Below are 19976 nucleotides of genomic sequence, written 5' to 3' on the forward strand. Positions count from 1 at the left end.
CTCAGAACGGTTCCGCCGGGGTGGCGATCAGCGATGGCAGGTGGAGCAACTGGTCAGCGGAGATATCTCGACACCCAACTGCGCATGCCGCGCCGCCGCTTCCGGCGCTGCATCGCGGTGGCAATCCAGGCACCACCCCATGGACTGCATTTCCGTCTTCACCGTGCGCGCCATGGTCTCAACCGGGCCGTGGCACTGCGCACAGGTCAGGCCCGCGCCGATATGCGCGGCGTGCTGGAAGCGCACATGTTCCGGCATGCGATGAACGGAGGCCCAGGTGACCGGCGTGCCCAGCGTCAGTGCCGTCTCGAGCGGGGCGAATTGCGCGGTGACGTTCCAGACCTGGCTGTGGCAGCCGAGGCAGGTTTCCGCCGAGGGCATGCCCGCCTGTGCGGCATTTTCGACCGTGGCATGGCAGAAGCGGCAGTCCAGGCCGATCTGCCCGGCATGGATGGCGTGGCTGAAGGGGATGGGCTGCGCGGCCGGTGTGCCGACGCCCCAGGCGCCGTCCGAACGCGCCACAGCGAAGGCGACCGTGCCCGCCAGCACCAGCGCCGCGGCCATCACCACCAGGATACCGCGGAGCTTCCGGTCGGCGGCGGGGGAGAACAGGGGCTTCATGCACTATCCTTGCCGGCCAGCCGCGTCATGGCGTCACGCAGGCTGCTCCCGGCGGCGGCGAAATCGGCCCAGGGATCGGCCGGAAGTTTGCCCTCCATCAGATCGGCCACACGCCAACCCGCCGGGTCCAGCCCCTTCTTCACCGCCGACCAGGGAATTGGCCGCGCCACCGGCGCGCCCGGCCGGCCGCGCGGGGACCAGGACGCGACGGCGGTGGAAAGCCTGTCATTGCGCAGGTAATCGAGAAAAATGCGACCCTTGCGGGCCTTCTTCGCCAGGGTGGTGGTGTAGCGATCCGGCTCGTCCCGCCGCAGCATCTCGCAGACCAGCCGGGCAAATGCCTTGGCCGCCTTCCAGTCCGGGCTCTCGCCGCGTTTCGGCGGCGCCAGCGGCACCACCAGATGCAGGCCCTTGCCGCCGGTGACGCGGGCGAAGGGCGTCAGGCCGAGCGCGCGCAGCCGCTCCCGCAACGCCTTGGCGCCATCCAGCACTCGGTCGAAGCCGACGCCCTCATCCGGGTCCAGGTCAAAGACCAGCCGTTCCGGCACCTCGGGCGTGTCGGCGCGGGCACCCCAGGGATGCAATTCCACCGCCGAAATCTGCGCCAGCGCCAATAGCCCAGCCGCATCGTCGATGCGCATATAGGGCCGCGCCTGGCCGGCGACGGTGACGGCGCCGATCAGCGGCGACTGGCCGTTCATGGCATGGCGTTGGAAGAACAGTTCTCCCGAAATGCCGTCCGGCGCACGCAGCAGCGACAGAGGGCGGCCGGCGACGTGTTCCAGAATAAGGTCTGCGAAGCGCGCATAATAGGCGGCGAGGTCCGCCTTGGTCAGCGCCGGGCTGTCATCGGTGGCCGGCCACAGCACCCGATCCGGATTGGTCAGGCCGGGCGTCGGCTTGGCGCGTTTCGGCGCGACGGGCGGTGGCGCCGGCTTGGGTGGCGGCGTGACGGTCCCGGCCGGCTTGTCCTCCCGCAGGCCCTGGAAGCTGGCATGGCGCAGGATACCTTCCTCGGTCCAGCCGCCATAGGCGACCTCCGCCACCAGCGCCGGCTTGACCCAGACCACATCGCTGGTCTTGGCCGGCTGCCGCCCAGCGAACGGCGTGGTCTTCCGATGCAAGGGCTTCATCCGCCGCAGCAGATCCGCCGCGACGCGGGCCGGAAAGCCGGTGCCGACGCGGCCGAGATAGGTCAGCTTGTCATCCCGCCAGGCGCCGACAAGCAGCGCCCCCAACCCGTTGCGGGCCTGGCCCTCCGTGAACCCCCCGATCACCACCTCATCCCGTCCCCGGCACTTCGCCTTGGTCCAAGAGTCGCCACGGCCGGAGGCATAGGGCGCGTCGCGGCGCTTGGAGACGATGCCCTCCATCTCCAGCCGGCAGGCGGAGGCGAGCACGGCATCGCCCGGCGCCGGGAAATGGTCGAGATAGCGCAGCACCGCGCCCTTCGCCGGCAGCAGCTTGCGCAGCGCCTGCTTGCGCGCATCCAACGGCAGGGCCTGCAAGTCCTTCCTGCCGTCATGCAGCAGGTCAAAGGCGAAGAACACCAACTTTCCCTGCCGCATACCGGACAGCACCGCCTGCAACGCCGGAAAATCCGGCTGGCCCTTGGCGTCCAGCGCGGCTGCTTCCCCGTCGATCAGGGCATCCGGCAAGCCGGCGGCCGCCTTGGCAATGTCGGGAAAGCGATCGGTCCAATCGAGTCCGGTGCGGGTGCGCAGCGTGACCTTGCCACCCTGGATGCGCATTTGCAGACGATAGCCGTCGATCTTCAACTCATGCAGCCAACCCTCGCCCCGCGGCGGGGTGGTGACGAGGCGGCAGAGCTGGGGCGGGACGAAGCGCGGCAGTGCAGCTTCGGGCGTGGCCGGCGGGACTTTGGCTGCGGTTCTTGGTGCCGCCTTGGCGGTGCCGCTCGGCCGCGTTCGCAGTGGCGGCGCATCGCCCTTGGCGATCTGTGCGAGCGTGCGGCCGCTGGCGACGGAGGTCTCCGCCCGCAACACGGCATCGCCCTCGCCGGGCGTCGCCATGCTGTCCTTTTCCTTGATGAGCAGCCAGTTGTTGCGTGGCTCCGGCTTCGACCCACGCGGCTTCATCCGCACCAGCACGAAGCCGCCACGCAGCCTTTCACCGGCCAGCACAAATTTCAGCTCGCCCTTTTCCAGGTCGGCATCGACGCTGTCCGGGTTCAGCGGAGCCCAGAAGCCGCGATCGAAGATCTGCACCGTGCCGCCGCCGTAATCCGGCTTCGGAATCGTGCCCTCGAAGCGCCCATAATCGATAGGGTGATCCTCCACCTCCACCGCCAGCCGCTTGTCGGCAGGGTCGAGGGAGGGGCCGCGGGTCACGGCCCAGGATTTCAGCACGCCGCCCCATTCCAGGCGCAGGTCGTAATGCAGCCGACGCGCATCATGGCGATGCACGATGAAGGCCAGGCGTTCCCCGGCAACCCCCGGCACACCCTCCGGCTCCCGGCTGCGCTGGAAATTCCGCTTGGCGCGATAGGGCGCAAGCCGATCGGGCGCGGCGGCCCCCATCAGCGGGATGCGGCGCGCTTGCGCGGCGGCGCCTTCTTCGGTGGCGTCTTGGACGCGGGCTTCGTCTTCGCGGCGGGCTTGGCCTTCGCCGCGGCGGCGCGCTTCGAGGGCTTTTCCGATGACCCCTCCAGGCTGCGCCGCAGCGCTTCCATCAGGTCGATCACATTGTCCTCGCGCGGCGGCGCGGATTTGGTGCCGCCGCCGTCGCCATCACGCTTGCTCGCGATCAGCGCGCGCAGGGCTTCCTCATAGCGGTCGGTGAATTCGGAGGGGTCGAAAGGCCCCTGCTTCTGCGCGATGATGCGCTCGGCAATCTCGATCATGCCCGCATCAGCCTTGCGGTTCGGGATATCCTCGAACAGTTCCTCGGCGTCGCGCACCTCGTCACGTGTGCGCAACGTGGTCAGCAGCATGCCGGCCTCGCGCGGCTCGATCGCCACGATACGTTCCCGCGTCCCCAGCACCACACGCGCCAGTGCCACCTTGCCGGCCTGTTCCATGGCGGCGCGGATCACCACGAAGGCATCCACCGCCGCCTTGCCGTCCGGCACCAGGTAATAGGGATCGTTCCACCAGATGCGGTCGATCTCCGCCGCATCGACGAAGCGCTCGATGTCGATGCTGCGGGTCGATTCCAGGCGGACGGATTTGATCTCCTCATCCGTCAGCAGGACGTATTCGTCCTTCTCGATCTCATAGCCACGCACGAGGTCCTTGCGCTCCACCTCCTCCCCATCCGCATCGAACGTCTTGGTGCGGATGCGATTGCCCGTTTCCGGGTTGATGAGGTGGAAGCGCACGTCATGCGCGCTGGTCGTCGCCGGAAACAGCGAGACGGGGCAGGCGACCAGCGACAGCCGCAAATGCCCGTTCCAGGTCGGCCGAGCCGCCATCACCCCGTCTCCTTTCCGACCCTCAGGCCGCCTTCAGCGCTTCCTTGTGGATCGTCTTCACCGCCATCTGCGTCAGCAGCTTGTCGGCGGCCTTTTCCTGATCCAGCGTCGCCTTCAGCAGCGCAACGATGTCAGCCTTCCCCTGCGCTTCCGCCCAGGCGATCAGCGTGCCGTAGCGCGCCATCTCGTAATGCTCCACCGCCTGGCCGCAGGCGATCAGCCCGGCGTCGCGCACGGCGCTCGGCTCGGTCGCCTCCTCCAGCAGTTCCTCGCATTCCTGGATCAGGCCCTGGATCGCCTCGCAGGTTTTGCCCTGGGCGCGCTTGCCGAGGATCTGGAACACTTCCTGCAGCCGCTCCACCTGGCCCTCCGTCTCCTCGCGGTGTTGGAGGAAGGCCTGCTTCAGCATGTCGTTCTGCGCGGCGCGCGCCATCTTCGGCAGCGCCTTGAGGATCTGCCGCTCGGCGTAATAAATGTCCTTGAGCGTCAGCAGGAACAAATCATCCATCGTTTTCATGGCGTCTCTCCGGAGGTGCCAGCCGCGTCCCGTGGCCGTGCTGCCTTCCAAACGCAGCGGCACCCGGGAGTTTCGCCCGGCTACCGAAGATTCCGCCTCCGGACCCGGATGCAACCCTGATCCCTGCCACCGGTTGACCTTCCACACGCCAGGAGGGTCGTGGTCCATGCCCGAAAATTCGAAGACTTTGCAACCGCCGCAGCATCAGTCGCGGCAACCTGGGCTGGAAACGGAGATGCAGCCGCGTCCGCGCTCCGCCATGGAGGGCTGGCGGGCCGCCGGCAAATTGGAAGGCCGCACCGCGCTGATCAGCGGTGGCGATTCCGGCATCGGCCGCGCGGTTGCCATCGGTTTTGCCAAGGAAGGCGCCGACGTCGTCATCCTGCATAAGGAGGAGCCGCAGGATGCCGAGGAAACGCGGGCCCATATCGAGGCCAGTGGCCGTCGTTGCGAGGTGATCGCCGGCGACATCGGCGACGCCGCCTTCTGCCGCGATGCCGTCGAACAGGCCGCGCGCTTTCTCGGCGGGCGCATCGACATCCTGGTGAACAACGCCGCCGAGCAGCACCCTTGCAAGGACTTCGCCGAGATCCCGGAAGCCCAGGTCGAACGCACCTTCCGCACCAATATCCTGGGCATGATGTGGCTGACCAAGGCGGCGCTGCCGCATATGCGGGAGGGTTCGTCCATCATCAACACCACCTCCATCACCGCCTATCAGGGCAGCGCGGAGCTGATCGACTACGCCTCCACCAAGGGGGCCATCGTCGGCTTCACCCGTAGCCTGGCCAAGGCGCTGTGGCCGCAGCGGCGCATCCGGGTGAATGCGGTGGCGCCCGGGCCGATCTGGACGCCGCTGATCCCGGCCTCCTTTGACGAGGAACGCACAGCGCAGCACGGCGCGGCGACACTGCTGGAACGAGCCGGCCAGCCGGATGAGGTGGCGCCGGCCTTCCTATTCCTGGCCGCCGAACAGGACAGTTCCTATTTCACCGGCCAGGTGCTGCATCCGAATGGGGGGACCGTCGTCAATGCCTGACACCCGAAAGCCCGTCGCAGAGGGCGATAGCGGCGCCGGCATTCCGGCCGGCACCGCCCGCGACGGCACCGAAACCCGCCCCGACATTGGCGGCACGACCAGCGGGCGCCGCCAGTTGAAGAAGGTTGAACAGAAGCCGGGTGAAACACTCTCGCCGGAGGCCAGCGGTGGCGCCGGCGCGGGTCGGAAATGGGCCGGCGATTCCTGATCTCAGCGGCAGGCCCGCCAAGGGCCCATGTCGAAGTGGAAATGGTCGCGATGGGCGGCGTTGTAATCCGGACCCAGAACGGCCCGGAACCACTCACAGGCGCCGTCTCGCACCTCGCGCAGAAAAGCGGCCTCCGCCCCGCCGGAGCCCCAATGGCGTAGCAGCGTGATCTGGCGCCCGTCCCTCAGGGTGAAGCCGGCGATGTCGATTGCATTCGCCGTGGCGTGCTGGCTGCGTCGGCCGCTGGCGCGGTGATTGACGTTGCGGCAGTTCTGGGTGCCGAGATGGCGAACGGCGGCGACCTCGCTGCCCAGGTGCCGCTGCGCGGCGGGCTGCATCACATGCGTCTCGAACAGCAGCCAGGCCGCGGCGACGCGGCAGGTGGTGACAGGCCCTGCCGGCGTGACGCGGCTGGCGGAGGGCAACCGCACCACGTTCTCCAGCGCACAGCCGATGTCCGAAGCCCGGTCCGCCACGCGTTGCACCGGCAGGCCGCTGCTTTCCAGCGCCGCGAAGCAGGCGGCGGGTTGCAGGGCAAGGCGACGCAGCTTCACTCCCGTCATCATATTGGGCGGCGCGGTGACATCGAGCGGCGCGCGCGGGTCCCATTCCGGCGGAAGATATCGCAGCCCCCAGAACGCGCCGGCCACCAACAGGCCGAGCACGGCCAGCCACCCCACCCCCCGCATGGCTCAGGCTTGCGGACGAAGGTGGGGGGCGGTGCGGGGCATCATCCGCCATCAGCTGGGGGTGCCCCCGCCTCCCGCCACCTCAAACCATCGCGAGATCAGCCGCCGATCGCCGCGCCGCCTCCCGCGACGCGCCGCACCGGCTGCGCCAGCCGCCCATCGCCGACCATGGCGAAGCCGGCCCAGTAGAAGGGATGCGCGAATTCGACCGGCAGGTTCACCCCGGCCTCGTTCAGCAGCACCATCTGGGATTCGCGCAGCGCCGTCGCCGAATCGCCCCCCACCTGCTGGCGCTGCATCATATAGGCCACGGTGAAGGCCGCGGCCTGGTCCGCCACCGGCCAATGCGTCACCAGCAATCCCCGCGCGCCGGCGAAGAAGAAGGACCGCGCCAGGCCCGACAATGCCTCACCCGCGCCGCCCGCCCCGCCGGCCACTCCCGTGGCTGGCCCCGCCGTATTGCAGGCGGAGAGGATGACGAGGTCGGCATCCAGCCGCAGCGCCAGCACCTCGCTCGCCCGCAGCAGCGCCGCATTGGCGTCCGCCGCGCCGCGAGGGGCGGAGACGACGATCGCCGGCTCCGTCACGCAGCTGAGCTCGCCCGGCAGCAGCGCATGGGTGGCCAGATGCACGACGCGGTGGCTGCCGAGATCGGCACTGCGCAGCGCCGCGGCGGTGAAGCTGGCCCCGAAGAAGGTGGAGCGCGCGCCGAGGAAGCGTGCCGCCGCCTCCACCTCTGGCCGCGTGCCAGGCAGGGGGCCGAGGCCCGAGGCGAGCCGTGCATCCTCCGCGCAGCGATCCGCCGGGAAGCTGCGCGCCAACTGGGCGGCAGTCGGCGGTTCGAAAGCGCCGAAGCCGATATAGGGGTTCGGCGCGGCGGAGACCGGCGCGCCTCGCCGAATGGTCACCAGCGTCTGGGGCGAGGTGGCATGGACGATGGCGAATTGCCGGATCAGCCAGGGCGCGCCCCGCAGATCGGCGGTCTCGGCCGGGCCGGTCAGCAGCAGGCCGAAGGGGATCGACAGCAACGGCCCGTCCGGCACCACCACCAGCCTGTCCGCCCCTTCCAGCGCCGTCGCCAGCGGTGCCAGAAGGGCGGCGTGCAGCGCCTGGGCCGCCGCCGTGTCGAAGCTGCCGGCCCCCTGGTCGATACCGGCCCGCACACGGGCCACCAAGGCGGCGACCTCGGCCTCTGTCAGCGCCACGCGCCGCGCCAGCACGCTGCCATCGGCCCGCAGCGCCATCGCATAGCCGAAGCGCGGGCCGAGCAGGATCTGCACCAGCCCCTCCTTGTCGCCGAGCACGCCGCTGACATCGGCGGCACTGACGGCGCTGAGCAGCAATTGGCGATAGGCCGGCGCGGCGGCGGCCACTTCGCTTTCCGCCTCCGCCCGCGCTTCCTGCCGCGCGGCGATGCGCCCATCGATCTCGGCCAGAGCCTCGGCCCCGGCGGCCCCCAGGCCGTCGCGCTGGGCGAAGAGCTCGCGCAGATCCTGATCCAGGTCCTGCATCCGGCGCACCGCCGTGGCCACGCGGGCGTCGCCGCCGCCGGTCGCCAGCCGGGCCGCGGCCTGGGCGAGGAAGCGCTGGGTCTGGCCGCGCTGGGCCAGTTGCGCCGCGCCGAACATCTCCCGCGCCAGTTCCGTCGCCGCCGCCGGCCGCGCCTGCGCCTGGCGTGCCAGCGTGTCGACGTAAACCAGCACCTGATCGGGTTCGAGGGCGATACGCCGCTGCCGCAGGATCTCTGCCCCTGCGCGGAAGGCCTCCAGCGCCGGCTCGGTCTGGCCCGCCTCGGCGCGGCTCTGGCCGAGCAGGAACAGCGTCCGCGCCTCCGCCCGCTCACCCGGAGAGGCCTGGCCGAAGCGGGCCGCCGCCTGGGACAGCAATTGGCCCGCCCGGGCAGGATCGCGGCCGGCGCGGAGTGCGGCGGCTTCCGTGCGCAGCGACCTTCCGCCCACCATCGCGCGATCGTAATCCACCCGGCGCAGCAGGCCGCGCGATTCCTCGAGCAGGGCGCGGGCTTCGACGGGCGCACCGCTGCGCGCCAGCACGGTGGCCCGGCCACGCCGCGCCTCCGCCAGTCCCATGATGGCGGTCTGCGCGATCGGGTTGATGACGCCGGCAGAGCCGAAGGCATCGAAGTCGACGCGATCCTGCAACAGGCTGGTCGGCACGTAGCCCCGATACAGAGTCTCCGCCCGCGCCAGCAGCGTGCCGGCCTCGGCGACCTGGCCCTGGTTCAGCGCGTGCAGACCACGGTAATGCGCAAGGCGCGCCGGCACGGTGGGGTCGGAGGCGCCAGGGGCCAGGGCCTCGGCGCGCATGAACAGCGCATCGGCTTCCCGGTAGCGCTGCTGGTTGGACAGGTTCATCGCCAGATGCATCACCGGCCCGACGGTATCGGCGTTGTTCGCCCCCAGCACACGTTCCTGGATGGCGAGCGCGGCGCGATAGGCGTTTTCCGCGCCGGCGTAATTCTCCACCAGGTTCTGTTCCTGGCCGAGTTGCATGGCGCGTTCGAAGTCCCGCACATCGCCGGCGCCGAAGGCGCGCGCGGCCAGGCGCACCGTCTCCAGCTCCAGCGCCGCGGAACGCACGACGACGCCGGTCGGCGCCAGGCTTCGCGCCAGCCGTTCGATCACCGGCATGGTGGTGGGGATGCCATCGGCCACGACCGGGCCTTCGGGGCCCTGGGCCACCACGGCCACATGCGCCCAGCCGCCCTGGCGGCGCGTGCATTGCAGCACCCGCGCGGGACTGCCGTCGCCGAGCCGGGTGGCCTGCGGCGCGGCGCAGACCAGCCGCTGGTCAAGCCAGCTGCGCCAGACGCCGCCGGTCGCGATTCGGTCCAGCGTCGCCGCATCCTCCGGCCCGCGCAGGGCGAAGATGCGCGCCGCCGGCTGGGTCCAGCCGCCGCAATAGGCATCGACCGCGAAGACCAGCGGCAGGTCCAGCGCGATGCTGCGGCCATCCTGGCTGATGCAGCTGTCGCCGCGCGTATCGGTGCCCGCGGGGCGCGACTCCGCGGCGCGGGCCGAGCCGAGCGCGGTATAGGCCTCGGGCGGCGGCGTGGTGCAGGCGGCCAGCAGGCCGAGCAGGGGCAGAAGACGGAACGTGGCGGCGGCCATGCTCAATAGTCCTCCTCGGCGATATTGGGCAGCAGTACATCGGGGTCGAGCCGCGGCCGGTCGCTGCGGATGTCGATGCGATTCTGCACTGGCAGCACGAAGGGCTGGATGATCGACGGCGCGGCGCAGGTGACGGAGCCCACGACGCATTCGTTGAAGCGATAGCGCACCTGGTCGCTCGGCAGGGTCGCCGTGGCGCGACCGAACTGCGCGGCGATGCCGGCGGAAAGGCCGTTCAGCGTGCCGGACAGGGCGACGGTATTGTCACCCTCCACCCTCTCCGCGCCCGTGATGCCATGCACGCCGAGCCGGCCTGCGGTCAGCACGCCGGTGGCGGTGCCGCCATCCAGCAACAGGAAGACCGGGCTTTCGCCGGCATCCAGCGCCAGGGTCAGCGGGCCGGCGGCGGCGGCGGTGGCGGGGCCGCTGCCGTCATCCCGGCCGAACAGGCGCTGCGCGCCCCGAGTGTCGGCGCTGCTGACCTGCCAGCTCTGCTGGATGGCCGGCAGGCCGGGGCGATCGGCCGTATCCGCAGTGATCGCACCCGGAATCGCGCGCAGCGCCGTGGCCGTGCGACGGCTGTCATAGATCACCAGGGGCAGTCGCGCGGGGTCGGTCGGCGCCACGGTGACATCGCTGGTCACGATGCTGCCGCCGGCGGCGAAGAGCACGGCGGTGCCGGCGTTGATCGTGCTGGCATTGGCCACCAGCCGGCCATCGGTATTGCCGGCGGCGCCCACCACCATCTCCACCAGCTCGCCCCGCAACGTCACGCCATCCAGCAACAGCGCTTGCGTCAGCGTCGGCGACTGGCCGGCGGCGAGGCGCACCGTGCCTGGCGCCGTCACGCTGCTGCCGGGGTCGAGCTGCAGGTAGCCATCCGCCAGGATGCTGGCATTGCCCGCCTGGGTCTGCACGGTGACGCCCTGCAGCCGCAGATGGCCGGTCGAGCGCAGCGTGTAGCCGCTGATGCCGCTCTGCGCGCCGGTCACTACCGTCTCGCTGCCATCCGACAGGCCTTGCAACTGGATCACCGCGGCGCCGGCCGTCGCGCGGACCTCGCCGAGTTCGCGCAGGCGAATGACCGGCGTGGGGTCGAGCGAGTCGCCGCGGGGCACGCCGATCGTGATCGCCGCGCCGGTGGCGGTCAGCCGGTCGGCCTGGATGGCGCCAAGCGTCTCGATCTCGCCCGTCGCCTGCAAGGCCACGGTTCCGGCGGTGATCTGGCCGGAGGCCGCCTGGGTGATGCCCCCCTGCGCCTGCAGGCTGACCGCGCCACCATCGCTGACCAGCGTGCCGTTGCTGGCAAGGCCGCCCGCACTGGCTGTGACCGTCACCGACCCGGCTGCGCGCACCGTGCTGCCGGCGGCCAGATTGCCCGACAGGCCGGTGATCGTCACGTCGGAGGCGGTGGATCGCACCATACCGGCGGCACTGACCGCGCCAGCGGCAGCGTTCAGCACCACCGCGCCGTTGCCAGTGATGCTGCCGCCCGATTGCGTGACGCCTGTCTGGCCGCTGAGCGACACCGTCGCGCCCTGCACCATCGCCGCCGTGGTCACCGCGCCACCGGCCGAGGTCAGGGCCACGGCCCCGCTACCGGTGATACTACCCGCAGATTGGGTCACGCCGCTTTGGCCCGTCAGGCTCACGTCGGTGCCCTGCACCGTCGCAGCCGTGGTCACCTCGCCGCCGAGCGAGGTCAGGGCCACAGCGCCGCTGCCGATGAGGTTGCCGGCGAGCTGCCTCACCCCCGCCAGGCCACTCACCGTCACATCGCCCGCCGAGGAGGTCACGTCGCCGGATATGGTCACCCCACCGCCGTCCGAGGTCATGGTCACCTCGGTGCCCTGCACCGCGCCGTGGGCCGCCACCGAGCCGCCACCCGAAGTCATGGCGACCGCACCGCTGGCCGTGATCGTGCCGCCCGATTGCGTGACGCCCGCCTCGCCGCTGAGCGTCACCGTCGCGCCCTGCACCGTCGCCGCCGTGGTCACCTCGCCCGCGGTCGAGGTCAGGGCCACGGCGCCACTGCCGATGATGCTGCCCGCGGTTTGTGTCACGCCGTCCTGGCCCGTCAGCGTCACGTCGGTGCCCTGCACCACGCCGCTGGTCTCCACCGCGCCGCTGGCCGAGGTCATGGCGACCGCACCGCTGCCGGTGATGCTGCCGCCCGACTGCGTGACGCCCGTCTCGCCGCTGAGCGTGACCGTCGCGCCCTGCACCGTCGCTGCCGTGGTCACCCCGCCGCCGGTCGAGGTCAGGGCCACGGCGCCGCTGCCGATGATGCTGCCCGCTGTTTGTGTCACGCCGTCCTGGCCCGTCAGGGTCACATCCGTGCCCTGCACCGCGCCGCTGGTCTCCACCGCGCCGCTGGCCGAGGTCATGGCGACCGCACCGCTGCCGGTGATGCTGCCGCCCGACTGCGTGACGCCCGCCTCGCCGCTGATCGTCACCGTCGTGCCCTGCACCGTCGCTGCCGTGGTCACCCCACCGCCGGCAGAGGTCAGGGCCACGGCGCCGCTGCCAATGATGCTACCAGCTGTTTGTGTCACGCCGTCCTGGCCCGTCAGCGTCACATCGGTGCCTTGCACCGCGCCGCTGGTCGCCACCGCGCCGCCCGTGGCGGTCATGGCAACCGCTCCGGCGCCGGTGATGCTGCCGGCTGTTTGAGTCACCCCCGCCGCGCCACTCAGCGTCACCCCAGCCGCCGAGGAGGTCACGTCGCCGGATGTGCTCACTTCACCACTGGCCGAGGTCAAGATCACGGCGCCGCTGCCGGTGATGCTGCCCGCCGTTTGCGTCACCCCTGTCTCGCCGCTCAGCGTCACACCCGCCGCCGAGGAGATCACGTCGCCGGCGGTGCTCACCGCGCCATTGGCGGCGGTCAGCTCCACCGCGTTGACGCCATCGATCAGGCCCCCGGTCTGCGTCACCCCCGTGTCGCCGCTCAACGTCACCGTGGCGCCCGTGCTGCGCAGCGTGCCCGCCGTGGTCAGGGTGGTATCCGCGGTCACTAACAGCGCCGCACCCGCCTCGACATCGGTCGCGGTCAGCCCGCCTGTCCGCGCCGAGCGGAAGGTGAGGCCGCCCGTCGCCGCGCCGGTGACATTTGCCACCACATTGGCCTGGTCCAGCAGGACAGAGCCGGCCGCCGCGCCCGTGGCGCCGCCGAGATCCACCGTGCCGGCCGTTATCAGGCCCGCGGGCTGTTGGGTGATGGCGCCATCGCTGCGCAGGTTCAGCAGATTGGCCGCCCCCACATCCACCGCGCCATCCAGCGCCAGCGACACATCGCCCCGCAGCGTCGAATCCGCCGCCGCCGTCACGCCAGTGACCGTCAGCGCCTGCGCCGAGCGGAAGTCCACGCCCGCCGAAGACGCCGCTGCAAAATTGTCGACCGCATTCGCCAGGTCCAGCGTGACCGCCCCGGCCGCCGCGCCGCTGGCGCCGCGCACATCCAGCGTTCCCGCCGTGATCACCGCCGTCTGCGTCACCGCGCCGTCGCTGCGCAGGTTCAGCAGATTGGCCGCCCCGACATCCACCGCGCCATCCAGCGCCAGCGACACATCGCCGCGCAGCGTCGAATCCGCCGCCGCCGTCACAGCCGTGACCGTCAGCGCCTGGGTCGAGCGGAAATTCATACCCGCCGAAGACTCGGCCGCGAAGCTGCCGACCACGTTCGCCAGATCCAATGTGATCGCCCCGGCCGCCGCGCCGCTGGCACCACGCACATCCAGCGTCCCCGACGTGATCACCGCCGTCTGCGTCACCGCCCCATCGCTGCGCAGGTTCAACAGATTGGCCGCGCCCACATCCACCGAGCCATCCAGCGCCAGCGACACATCGCCGCGCAGCGTCGAATCCGCCGCCGCCGTCACGCCTGTTACCGTCAGCGCCTGCGCCGAGCGGAAGTCCACACCCGCCGAAGACACCGCCGCAAAGCTGTCCACCGCATTCGCCAGATCCAGCGTGACCGCCCCGGCCGCCGCGCCGCTGGCACCGCGCACATCCAGCGTCCCCGCCGTGATCACCGCCGTCTGGGTCACCGCACCATCGCTGCGCAGGTTCAGCAGATTGGCCGCCCCCACATCCACCGCGCCATCCAACGCCAGCGACACATCGCCGCGCAGCGTCGAATCCCCCGCCGCCGTCACCCCGGTGACCGTCAGCGCCTGCGCCGAGCGGAAGTCCACGCCGGCGCTGGACTCCGCCGCAAAGCTGCCGACAGCATTCGCCTGATTCAACGTGACCGCCCCGGCCGCCGCGCCACTGGCGCCGCGCACATCCAGCGTTCCCGCCGTGATCACCGCCGTCTGCGTCACCGCGCCATCGCTGCGCAGGTTCAGCAGATTGGCCGCCCCCACATCCACCGCGCCACTCATCGCCAGCGACACATCGCCGCGCAGCGTCGAATCCGCCGCCGCCGTCACCTCGGTGACTGTCAGCGCCTGGGTCGAGCGGAAATTCACCGCCGCCGAGGACACCGCCGCAAAGCTGTCGACCGCGTTCGCCAGATCCAGCGTGACCGCACCGGCCGCCGCGCCGCTCTCGCCGCGCACATCCAGGGTCCCCGCCGTGATCAGCGCCGTCTGCGTCACCGCCCCATCGCTGCGCAACAGTACCGTATCTACGGTCAGGGCGGCGTCCACCGCCACGCTCAGGCCGCGCAGTTCCAACTCCTCGACATCGCGGGCCACCAGGTCGACATCACCCTGCACCGTGACAGTGGAGGTATTGCTACCATCGACCAGCAGCCGCTGTGTCTCCGCCGCGATCGCCGCGATGACGTCATCGCCCACCACCAGCGTATTGGCCACCGCAGCGCCGCCCAGCGCCACGTCCCGCCCGGCCGTGCGTGGCGCGATGGACAGCGTGCCACCGTCCCCGGCGACGCCGGCCCGCAAGGATGCGGCGCCGCTGGCGGTCAGCAGGTCCGTCACCAGGGTGATACCCGCCCCGGCGCCGCTGGCCACCTGCTGCGTCAGGTTGATGCTGTCAGCCGTCAGCGCCACGCCAGTCGTGCCGGTGATATTGGCTTGCACATCCAGCGTGCCGGCCGACGCCGTCAGCATCGCCACCGTCCCCGCCTGCACCGCCCCGGTCACGGTCATGCTGGTCCCGGTGACCGTGACCGCGTCGCCCGCCGTCACCGCACCCACCGTCAGCGCACCGCCACCGCTGAAGACGAAATCCCCATCGGCCGAACCGCTGACCGTGCCCACCGCATTGCTGGGCGAGGCCGTCGCCAGCAGCACCGAACCGGCCGAAGAACTGGCCGCCAGCGTGGTCGCCGTCAGGCGCCCTAGCGCCGACTGGGTCACGTTGTTCTGCGCCGCCAGGGTGATGCCGCTATCGGCCGTCAGCGCCGCATTCACCGCCACGCTCAGGCCACGCAGCTCCACCTGCTCGACATCGCGCGCCGCCAGATCCGCCGTCGCGGCGACCGTCACGGCGGAGGTCGTGGAACCATCGACCAGCAGCCGCTGCGTCTCCGCCGCGATCGCCGCGAGGACGTCATCGCCCACCACCAGCGTATTGGCCACCGCAGCGCCGCCCAGCGCCACGTCCCGCCCGGCCGTGCGCGGCGCGATGGACAGCGTGCCGCCATCCCCCGCGATGCCCGCTTGCAGCGAAGCGCCGCCACTGGCGGTCAGCAGGTCCGTCACCAGGGTGATATCCGCCCCGGCGCCGCTGGCCACCAGCTGGGTCAGGCTGATGCTGCCGGCCGTCAGCACGACACCGGTGGCGCCTTCCACCGGCGCATCCACCGCGAGCGTGGTATCCGCCGTCAGGCGCGCCACCGCACCGGCCTCCAGCGCGCTGACCACGGTCATGCTGGGCGCTTCGATGGTCAGGTCATCGCCCGCCGTCACTGGCCCCACCTGCAGGCTATTGGCGCTGCCGAAGGTGAAATCCCCATCGGCGGAGCCGCTGACCGCATCCACCGCATTCAAGGGCGACGCCGTGGCGAGCAGCACCGAGCCGCCGCTGGAGCTGGCCGAGAGCGTCGGCGTTGTCAGAAGGCCGGCGGCGGTCTGGGTGATGTCGCCTGTCGCGATCAGGCTGATGCTGCCATCGGCCGTGGCGCTGGCCTGCAACGCGACCTGTCCGGCCGTCGCTTCCAGGGACAGGGCGCCGCCGGCATCCAGCGCGCCGGTCACCGTCACGGCGGTGGCGGTGATGGTCAGGTCGTCACCCGCCGTCACCGGCCCCACCGTCACCGCCTGGCTGCCGCTGAAGGCGAAATTGTCCGAGGCTGATCCGGTGACGGCGCCCACCGCGTTGCGCGGGGTCGCGGTCGTCAGATCCACCGATCCGCCCGTGGCCACAGCGGACAGCGAGTTGCCGGTCAGCCTTCCCGCCGCGGTCTGGGTGATGTCGCCCGTATCGGCGCGCAGCGTGATGTCCAGCGCCGTCACCGCGGCCTCCACGGCGACGCTGGCGCCGATCAGCTCCAGGCTGATGCCGCTGGCGTCAAGCGCCGATGAAACGGTCACCACGCCGGCCGTCGTGGTGCCCTGCGCCAGCGGGTCCTGGCCCCAATCCACGAAGTCGCCGCTGCGGGTCTCGCCCAGGCGCAGCCGCCCCGCGGTGACGCCGCCGGCCGGCAAGGTGGCGGTATAGGCCGCGCCGGCGGTGCGTGGGCCAATCTCCACCAGCCCCGTCGCGCCGGCATTCAGCGCGCCGGTCAGCGTCAGCACATCGCTGCGCAACACGATGCTGCTGCCATCCGCCACCAGCAGGACCCCGTTGCCGCTGATGGTGCCGGAGGTCGCGGTGAAGCCATCGCCGGCGCCGGACAGGGTGATGTCGGCATTGATGGCGATGCTGGTGCCCGCCACCAGGGTCAGCCCGCCATTCGCCTTGGTGACCGCGGCGGAGACGGTCAGCGTGTCCACCGCCTCCAGCCGCACCGTGCCGGCGAAGGCGGCGATGGTGCCATTGGTGATATTGGCGGGATCGCCGAGACCGGCCTCCGTCGCCACCACGGTGCCGGCCACGCCATCCAGCCCGGAATCATCGGCGCCATTGACGATGACGATGTCGTTGGGGTCAAGGAACAGCGTGCCATTGCGCCCGGCCGGCGCCCGCACATCCACCGTGCCGGCGATGGAAAACGCGCCCTGGCCGGAGATTTCCACGAAGCCGCCATCGCCGCCCGCCGCACCGCCACGCGCGGAGATCGCGCCGCGCATTTCCGTCCGCGCCGTGCTGTTCACGGCGATGAGGCCGCCCGTTCCGGCCTCCGTCGCATCGGCCACCAGCGTGGCGCCGGCGGCGATGCGCGTGGTCTCCGCCATCTCCTGCCCCCGGCCGAAGCCGGTGGTGCCGGCCAGCACGGTGCCGCCGCCGCCGGTGCCGGAGGCATCGAGCTTGCCGCCGCCTTCCACCAGCACATCCTGCTTCGCCTGCGCCGCCACCAGCCCGCCGCGCACGCTGGCACCGGTGCCCCGCGCAGAAACCTGGCCGGCAATGGCCACGCGCCGCGTTTCCGCCCCGCCGAGCTGGACGCTGCCGCCGCCCCCGGCGCCGGAGGCATCGACCGTGGCGGTGGCACCGACCACCACCGCGCCATCCCGCGCCGTGACGGAAACCCGGCCGCCGCGCACGCCCGGCGCGGTGCCGGTGGCGGAAACACGGCCGCCTTCCAGCCGCACATCGCCGCCGCTGCCGGTGATCGCCACCTGGCCCGCCGCCTGGCCGCTGGCGGCATCCACGCTGATCCGGCCGGTGTTGCGCACCAGCGTATCCACCACGCCCCGCGCCGCATCGGCGGTCAGCAGCACGGACCCGCCGGCCGCCTCCACCACGCCGGAATTGGTCACCAGCGCCACACCGCCACCCGGCCCCTGGCGCACCGATTGCGTGACATCCAGCGACACCAGCCCATCGCCGGCCAGATCGAGCGTGAAGGTCTCCGCCCCCGCCAGCGCCACGCGGCCGAGCCGGGCGCGGATCAGTCCCGAATTGGCCACGCCCGGCGCCACCAGGGACGCCAGGCCGCGATCGGCGACGGTGATGCTGCCGTGGTTCTCCACCCGCGCGCCGGGGCGCGCCGGGCCGTCGAAGACCATGCGGCCGGCCATGAAATTCTCGTTGGTGATATTGGCGGCGCTGGCGATCAGGCTGCCGACATTCACCTGCGCGCCCGGTGTGAAGACGACGCCGGACTGATTGACGATGGCGACCCCGCCATTCGCCGTGATGCGGCCCGCGATCAATGACGGATCGGGGGTGGTCACGCGGTTCAGCGTCCAGGACCCGGCATTGGGCTGGTTGAACTGCACCGACTGGTTGCTGCCGACATTGAAGCTGCGCCAGTCGATCGCCGCGCGGTTGCTCGACTGGTTGATCGTGGTGGTGGTGCCGGATTGGCTGATGGCGGCGCTGCCGGCCACCACCTGCCCGCCGGTCGGGGCGGCATTCGGCGCCTGGGCCAGAACCGGCCCCGCCGCCATCACCGGCAGCAGGGCGGTGCTGGCCAGAAGGTGGCGACGGGCGGCAAGGCGGAAGTTCGTCGACATGGCGCGCGCCCTTCAGAAACGGGTCAGCAGGCGGAAGAAGCCGGCGGTCTCGGACAGCGGCTTCACCGTGCCGCCCGCCGCATCCACCTGCCGGGTCAGCCGGCGCACGCCTTCGATATCCAGCTGCACATCATCGGTCAGGAACATGCGCACGCCGCCGCCCCAGGATTCCACCGTGCGGCTTGTATCCGTCGCCACATTCTCCCAGGTACGGCCGAAATCGCGGAACAGGTAGAATTGCGCGCCGGGCTGCACCATCACATCGGTGCCGGACAGGCCCGGCATGGAAAAGGGCTGCGGCCGCACATCGAATTGCAGTTCCAGGCTGGCGCCGAAGGCATTGTCGCCGGTGACCTGCCCGGCATAGAAGCCGCGGCCCAGGCGGTTGCCACCGAACAGGAACTTCTCCGACAGCGGCAGCACGTCGTCGCTCAACTGGCCCGCCAGCAGGCCATGCAGGCTGATCATCATGCCATCGGCCGGCACGAAGATCGGCTGGGTGCGGGACAGCTCCGCGGTCCATCTGGTGAAGTCGAAATCGCTGCCCACGCGGGCCGGTCCCGGCACCTCGCTGGCGCGGGTCGCGCCGAGCCAGGCGGTGCCGTGATGCACGCGCAGGCTGCCGGCCGTGGTGCCCGCGGCCGGGGCGAAGGGCAGCAGCGTGTCCAGCGCGCTGCCTTCCAGCCCGAAGCGCAGCACGCGGGTCTGGTCCCGGCTCTGCCGTTCGCCGGGGGTGCCGACCTCCACCTCCGTATCCAGCCAGTCGAATTGCAGGCCGGTGTAGAGGTTGCGTTGCCGGCTGCGGATGATCGGGTAACTGGCGGCCAGCCCGGCCAGATGGGCCGTGCCCTCATAGCCGAGCTGCGCCAGGAAGGAGCCGGGGCGGGTCACGCCGCTGCCGGCATAGCCGCGCAGCCGCAGCCCCGAACTGCCGAGGAAGACTTCGCCGGAGACCTGGCCCAACGTCTGTTCCCAGCCCTGCGTCTGGAACAGCAACACCTCCACCCGCTCCCCCATATCGGTGAAGGAATTGGCACCGACGGCGAGGATGCCCTGCAGCGGCCCGGTCAGCCGGTAGCCGCGGTTGTCGATGGACAGATAGCCGCTGAACGGCCGTCGGGTGACCTGCGCCACCAATTCCAGCGTGCCGGGATCGCCGCCTTCCAGCGGCCGCACCACGCTGCGCACCGACACGCCCGGCACGTCACCGGCCAGCAGCAGGGCGCGTTCAAGCGCCGCCGTCGTCACGGCCCCGCCATCGACCAGCGGCGACAGGAAGCGCAGCACCTGGGTACCGGCCGGGCCGATATCGCCATCGAGCTTCACCGACCCGATCCGCCCCTCGATCACCGCCAGCACCAGCGTGCTGCCGCCGGCCGTGGGTTCCAGGCCGGCGGTGGCGGTGACGAAGGGGTAGCCGGCCTGACCATAGGCGGAGATCACCGCGATGCGCGCATCCTCGATGCTGGCCAGCGGCACCTCCTGCCCCAGCAGGGGCGCCAGCAGAGGGCGCAGCTGGGCCTCGGGCAGCAATTGGTTGCCGGTGATGCGGGCATCCACCAGCCGCACGCGCATCGCGGCGCCGGGACCCTGGGCTGGGGCGGGAATGACAGGGCGCAGACTGGGGGCCAGGCGAAGCGGCTCAGTGGGCGCGATCTGCTGGATCTGGCCGGGGCTGAGAGGCGGGGGCGCTGGTGGCAGAGGTGTCTGGGCCAAGGCCGCCGGCACAACAAGCGTCAGCGCCAGGCCCAGAATATGCCGCATGGTCGATAAGCCCCACTTGATCGTGCCGGCCAAGCGCCGTGCGGCTGCC

10 protein-coding genes are annotated in these 19976 nt (G+C 71.1%); 2 read left to right on the top strand and 8 right to left on the bottom strand.

What is annotated here, in order from left to right; genetic code table 11:
• Nucleotides 1-27 precede the first annotated feature (27 nt).
• From ACVFYP_RS23390 to ACVFYP_RS23405, 4 genes are read right to left on the bottom strand one after another with little or no spacing between them, the layout of a single operon-like run.
• Entirely contained in the window at nt 28-621 is a 594-nt protein-coding gene (locus ACVFYP_RS23390) for a cytochrome c3 family protein (protein ID WP_499202641.1), read from the bottom strand.
• Entirely contained in the window at nt 618-3161 is a 2544-nt protein-coding gene (ligD, locus tag ACVFYP_RS23395) for a DNA ligase D (protein ID WP_499202642.1), read from the bottom strand. The genes ACVFYP_RS23390 and ligD overlap by 4 nt, the downstream gene beginning before the upstream one ends.
• On the bottom strand, nt 3161-4054 hold the full coding sequence (gene ku, locus ACVFYP_RS23400; protein WP_499202643.1) for a non-homologous end joining protein Ku: 894 nt from the start codon (nt 4052-4054) through the stop codon (nt 3161-3163). The genes ligD and ku overlap by 1 nt, the downstream gene beginning before the upstream one ends.
• 22 nt (nt 4055-4076) lie before the next feature.
• A complete protein-coding gene (locus tag ACVFYP_RS23405; RefSeq protein WP_499202644.1) occupies nt 4077-4739 on the bottom strand; it encodes a YciE/YciF ferroxidase family protein in 663 nt (220 codons plus the stop codon).
• A 67-nt stretch (nt 4740-4806) separates the two neighbouring features.
• Between ACVFYP_RS23405 and ACVFYP_RS23410 the strand changes: the two genes are divergently transcribed.
• Both ACVFYP_RS23410 and ACVFYP_RS23415 read left to right on the top strand, forming a co-directional pair.
• A complete protein-coding gene (locus ACVFYP_RS23410) occupies nt 4807-5610 on the top strand; it encodes an SDR family oxidoreductase (RefSeq protein WP_499202645.1) in 804 nt (267 codons plus the stop codon).
• A complete protein-coding gene (locus ACVFYP_RS23415; protein WP_499202646.1) occupies nt 5603-5818 on the top strand; it encodes a hypothetical protein in 216 nt (71 codons plus the stop codon). Before ACVFYP_RS23410 ends, ACVFYP_RS23415 begins: the two co-directional genes overlap by 8 nt.
• Nucleotides 5819-5820: 2 nt before the next feature.
• On the opposite strand, the gene ACVFYP_RS23420 is transcribed toward ACVFYP_RS23415, so the two are convergent.
• The 4 genes from ACVFYP_RS23420 to ACVFYP_RS23435 form a co-directional block, all read right to left on the bottom strand.
• The gene (locus ACVFYP_RS23420) at nt 5821-6507 is read right to left on the bottom strand and encodes an extensin-like domain-containing protein (protein WP_499202647.1); all 687 of its coding nucleotides are present in this window, start codon (nt 6505-6507) and stop codon (nt 5821-5823) included.
• A 98-nt stretch (nt 6508-6605) separates the two neighbouring features.
• Complete coding sequence (locus ACVFYP_RS23425; protein WP_499202648.1) at nt 6606-9635, bottom strand: CHAT domain-containing protein; 3030 nt, start codon at nt 9633-9635, stop codon at nt 6606-6608.
• A gap of 2 nt (nt 9636-9637) precedes the next feature.
• Nucleotides 9638-18163: a beta strand repeat-containing protein gene (locus ACVFYP_RS23430; RefSeq protein WP_499202649.1), complete on the bottom strand. Its 8526-nt coding sequence runs from the start codon at nt 18161-18163 to the stop codon at nt 9638-9640.
• Nucleotides 18164-18175: 12 nt separating this feature from the next.
• A complete protein-coding gene (locus ACVFYP_RS23435) occupies nt 18176-19927 on the bottom strand; it encodes a ShlB/FhaC/HecB family hemolysin secretion/activation protein (RefSeq protein WP_499202650.1) in 1752 nt (583 codons plus the stop codon).
• Between the last annotated feature and the right edge of the window lie 49 nt (nt 19928-19976).

The organism is Roseomonas sp. F4 (assembly GCF_053891155.1).

Excerpts from the sequence above, each read along its gene's own strand:
- ACVFYP_RS23415 (WP_499202646.1), top strand. The coding sequence starts at position 5,603 with ATGCCTGACACCCGAAAGCCCGTCGCAGAGGGCGATAGCGGCGCCGGC.
- ACVFYP_RS23425 (WP_499202648.1), bottom strand. The coding sequence starts at position 9,635 with ATGGCCGCCGCCACGTTCCGTCTTCTGCCCCTGCTCGGCCTGCTGGCC.
- ACVFYP_RS23405 (WP_499202644.1), bottom strand. The coding sequence starts at position 4,739 with ATGGACCACGACCCTCCTGGCGTGTGGAAGGTCAACCGGTGGCAGGGA.
- ACVFYP_RS23435 (WP_499202650.1), bottom strand. The coding sequence starts at position 19,927 with ATGCGGCATATTCTGGGCCTGGCGCTGACGCTTGTTGTGCCGGCGGCC.
- ligD (WP_499202642.1), bottom strand. The coding sequence starts at position 3,161 with ATGGGGGCCGCCGCGCCCGATCGGCTTGCGCCCTATCGCGCCAAGCGG.
- ACVFYP_RS23430 (WP_499202649.1), bottom strand. The coding sequence starts at position 18,163 with ATGTCGACGAACTTCCGCCTTGCCGCCCGTCGCCACCTTCTGGCCAGC.
- ACVFYP_RS23420 (WP_499202647.1), bottom strand. The coding sequence starts at position 6,507 with ATGCGGGGGGTGGGGTGGCTGGCCGTGCTCGGCCTGTTGGTGGCCGGC.
- ACVFYP_RS23390 (WP_499202641.1), bottom strand. The coding sequence starts at position 621 with ATGAAGCCCCTGTTCTCCCCCGCCGCCGACCGGAAGCTCCGCGGTATC.
- ku (WP_499202643.1), bottom strand. The coding sequence starts at position 4,054 with ATGGCGGCTCGGCCGACCTGGAACGGGCATTTGCGGCTGTCGCTGGTC.
- ACVFYP_RS23410 (WP_499202645.1), top strand. The coding sequence starts at position 4,807 with ATGCAGCCGCGTCCGCGCTCCGCCATGGAGGGCTGGCGGGCCGCCGGC.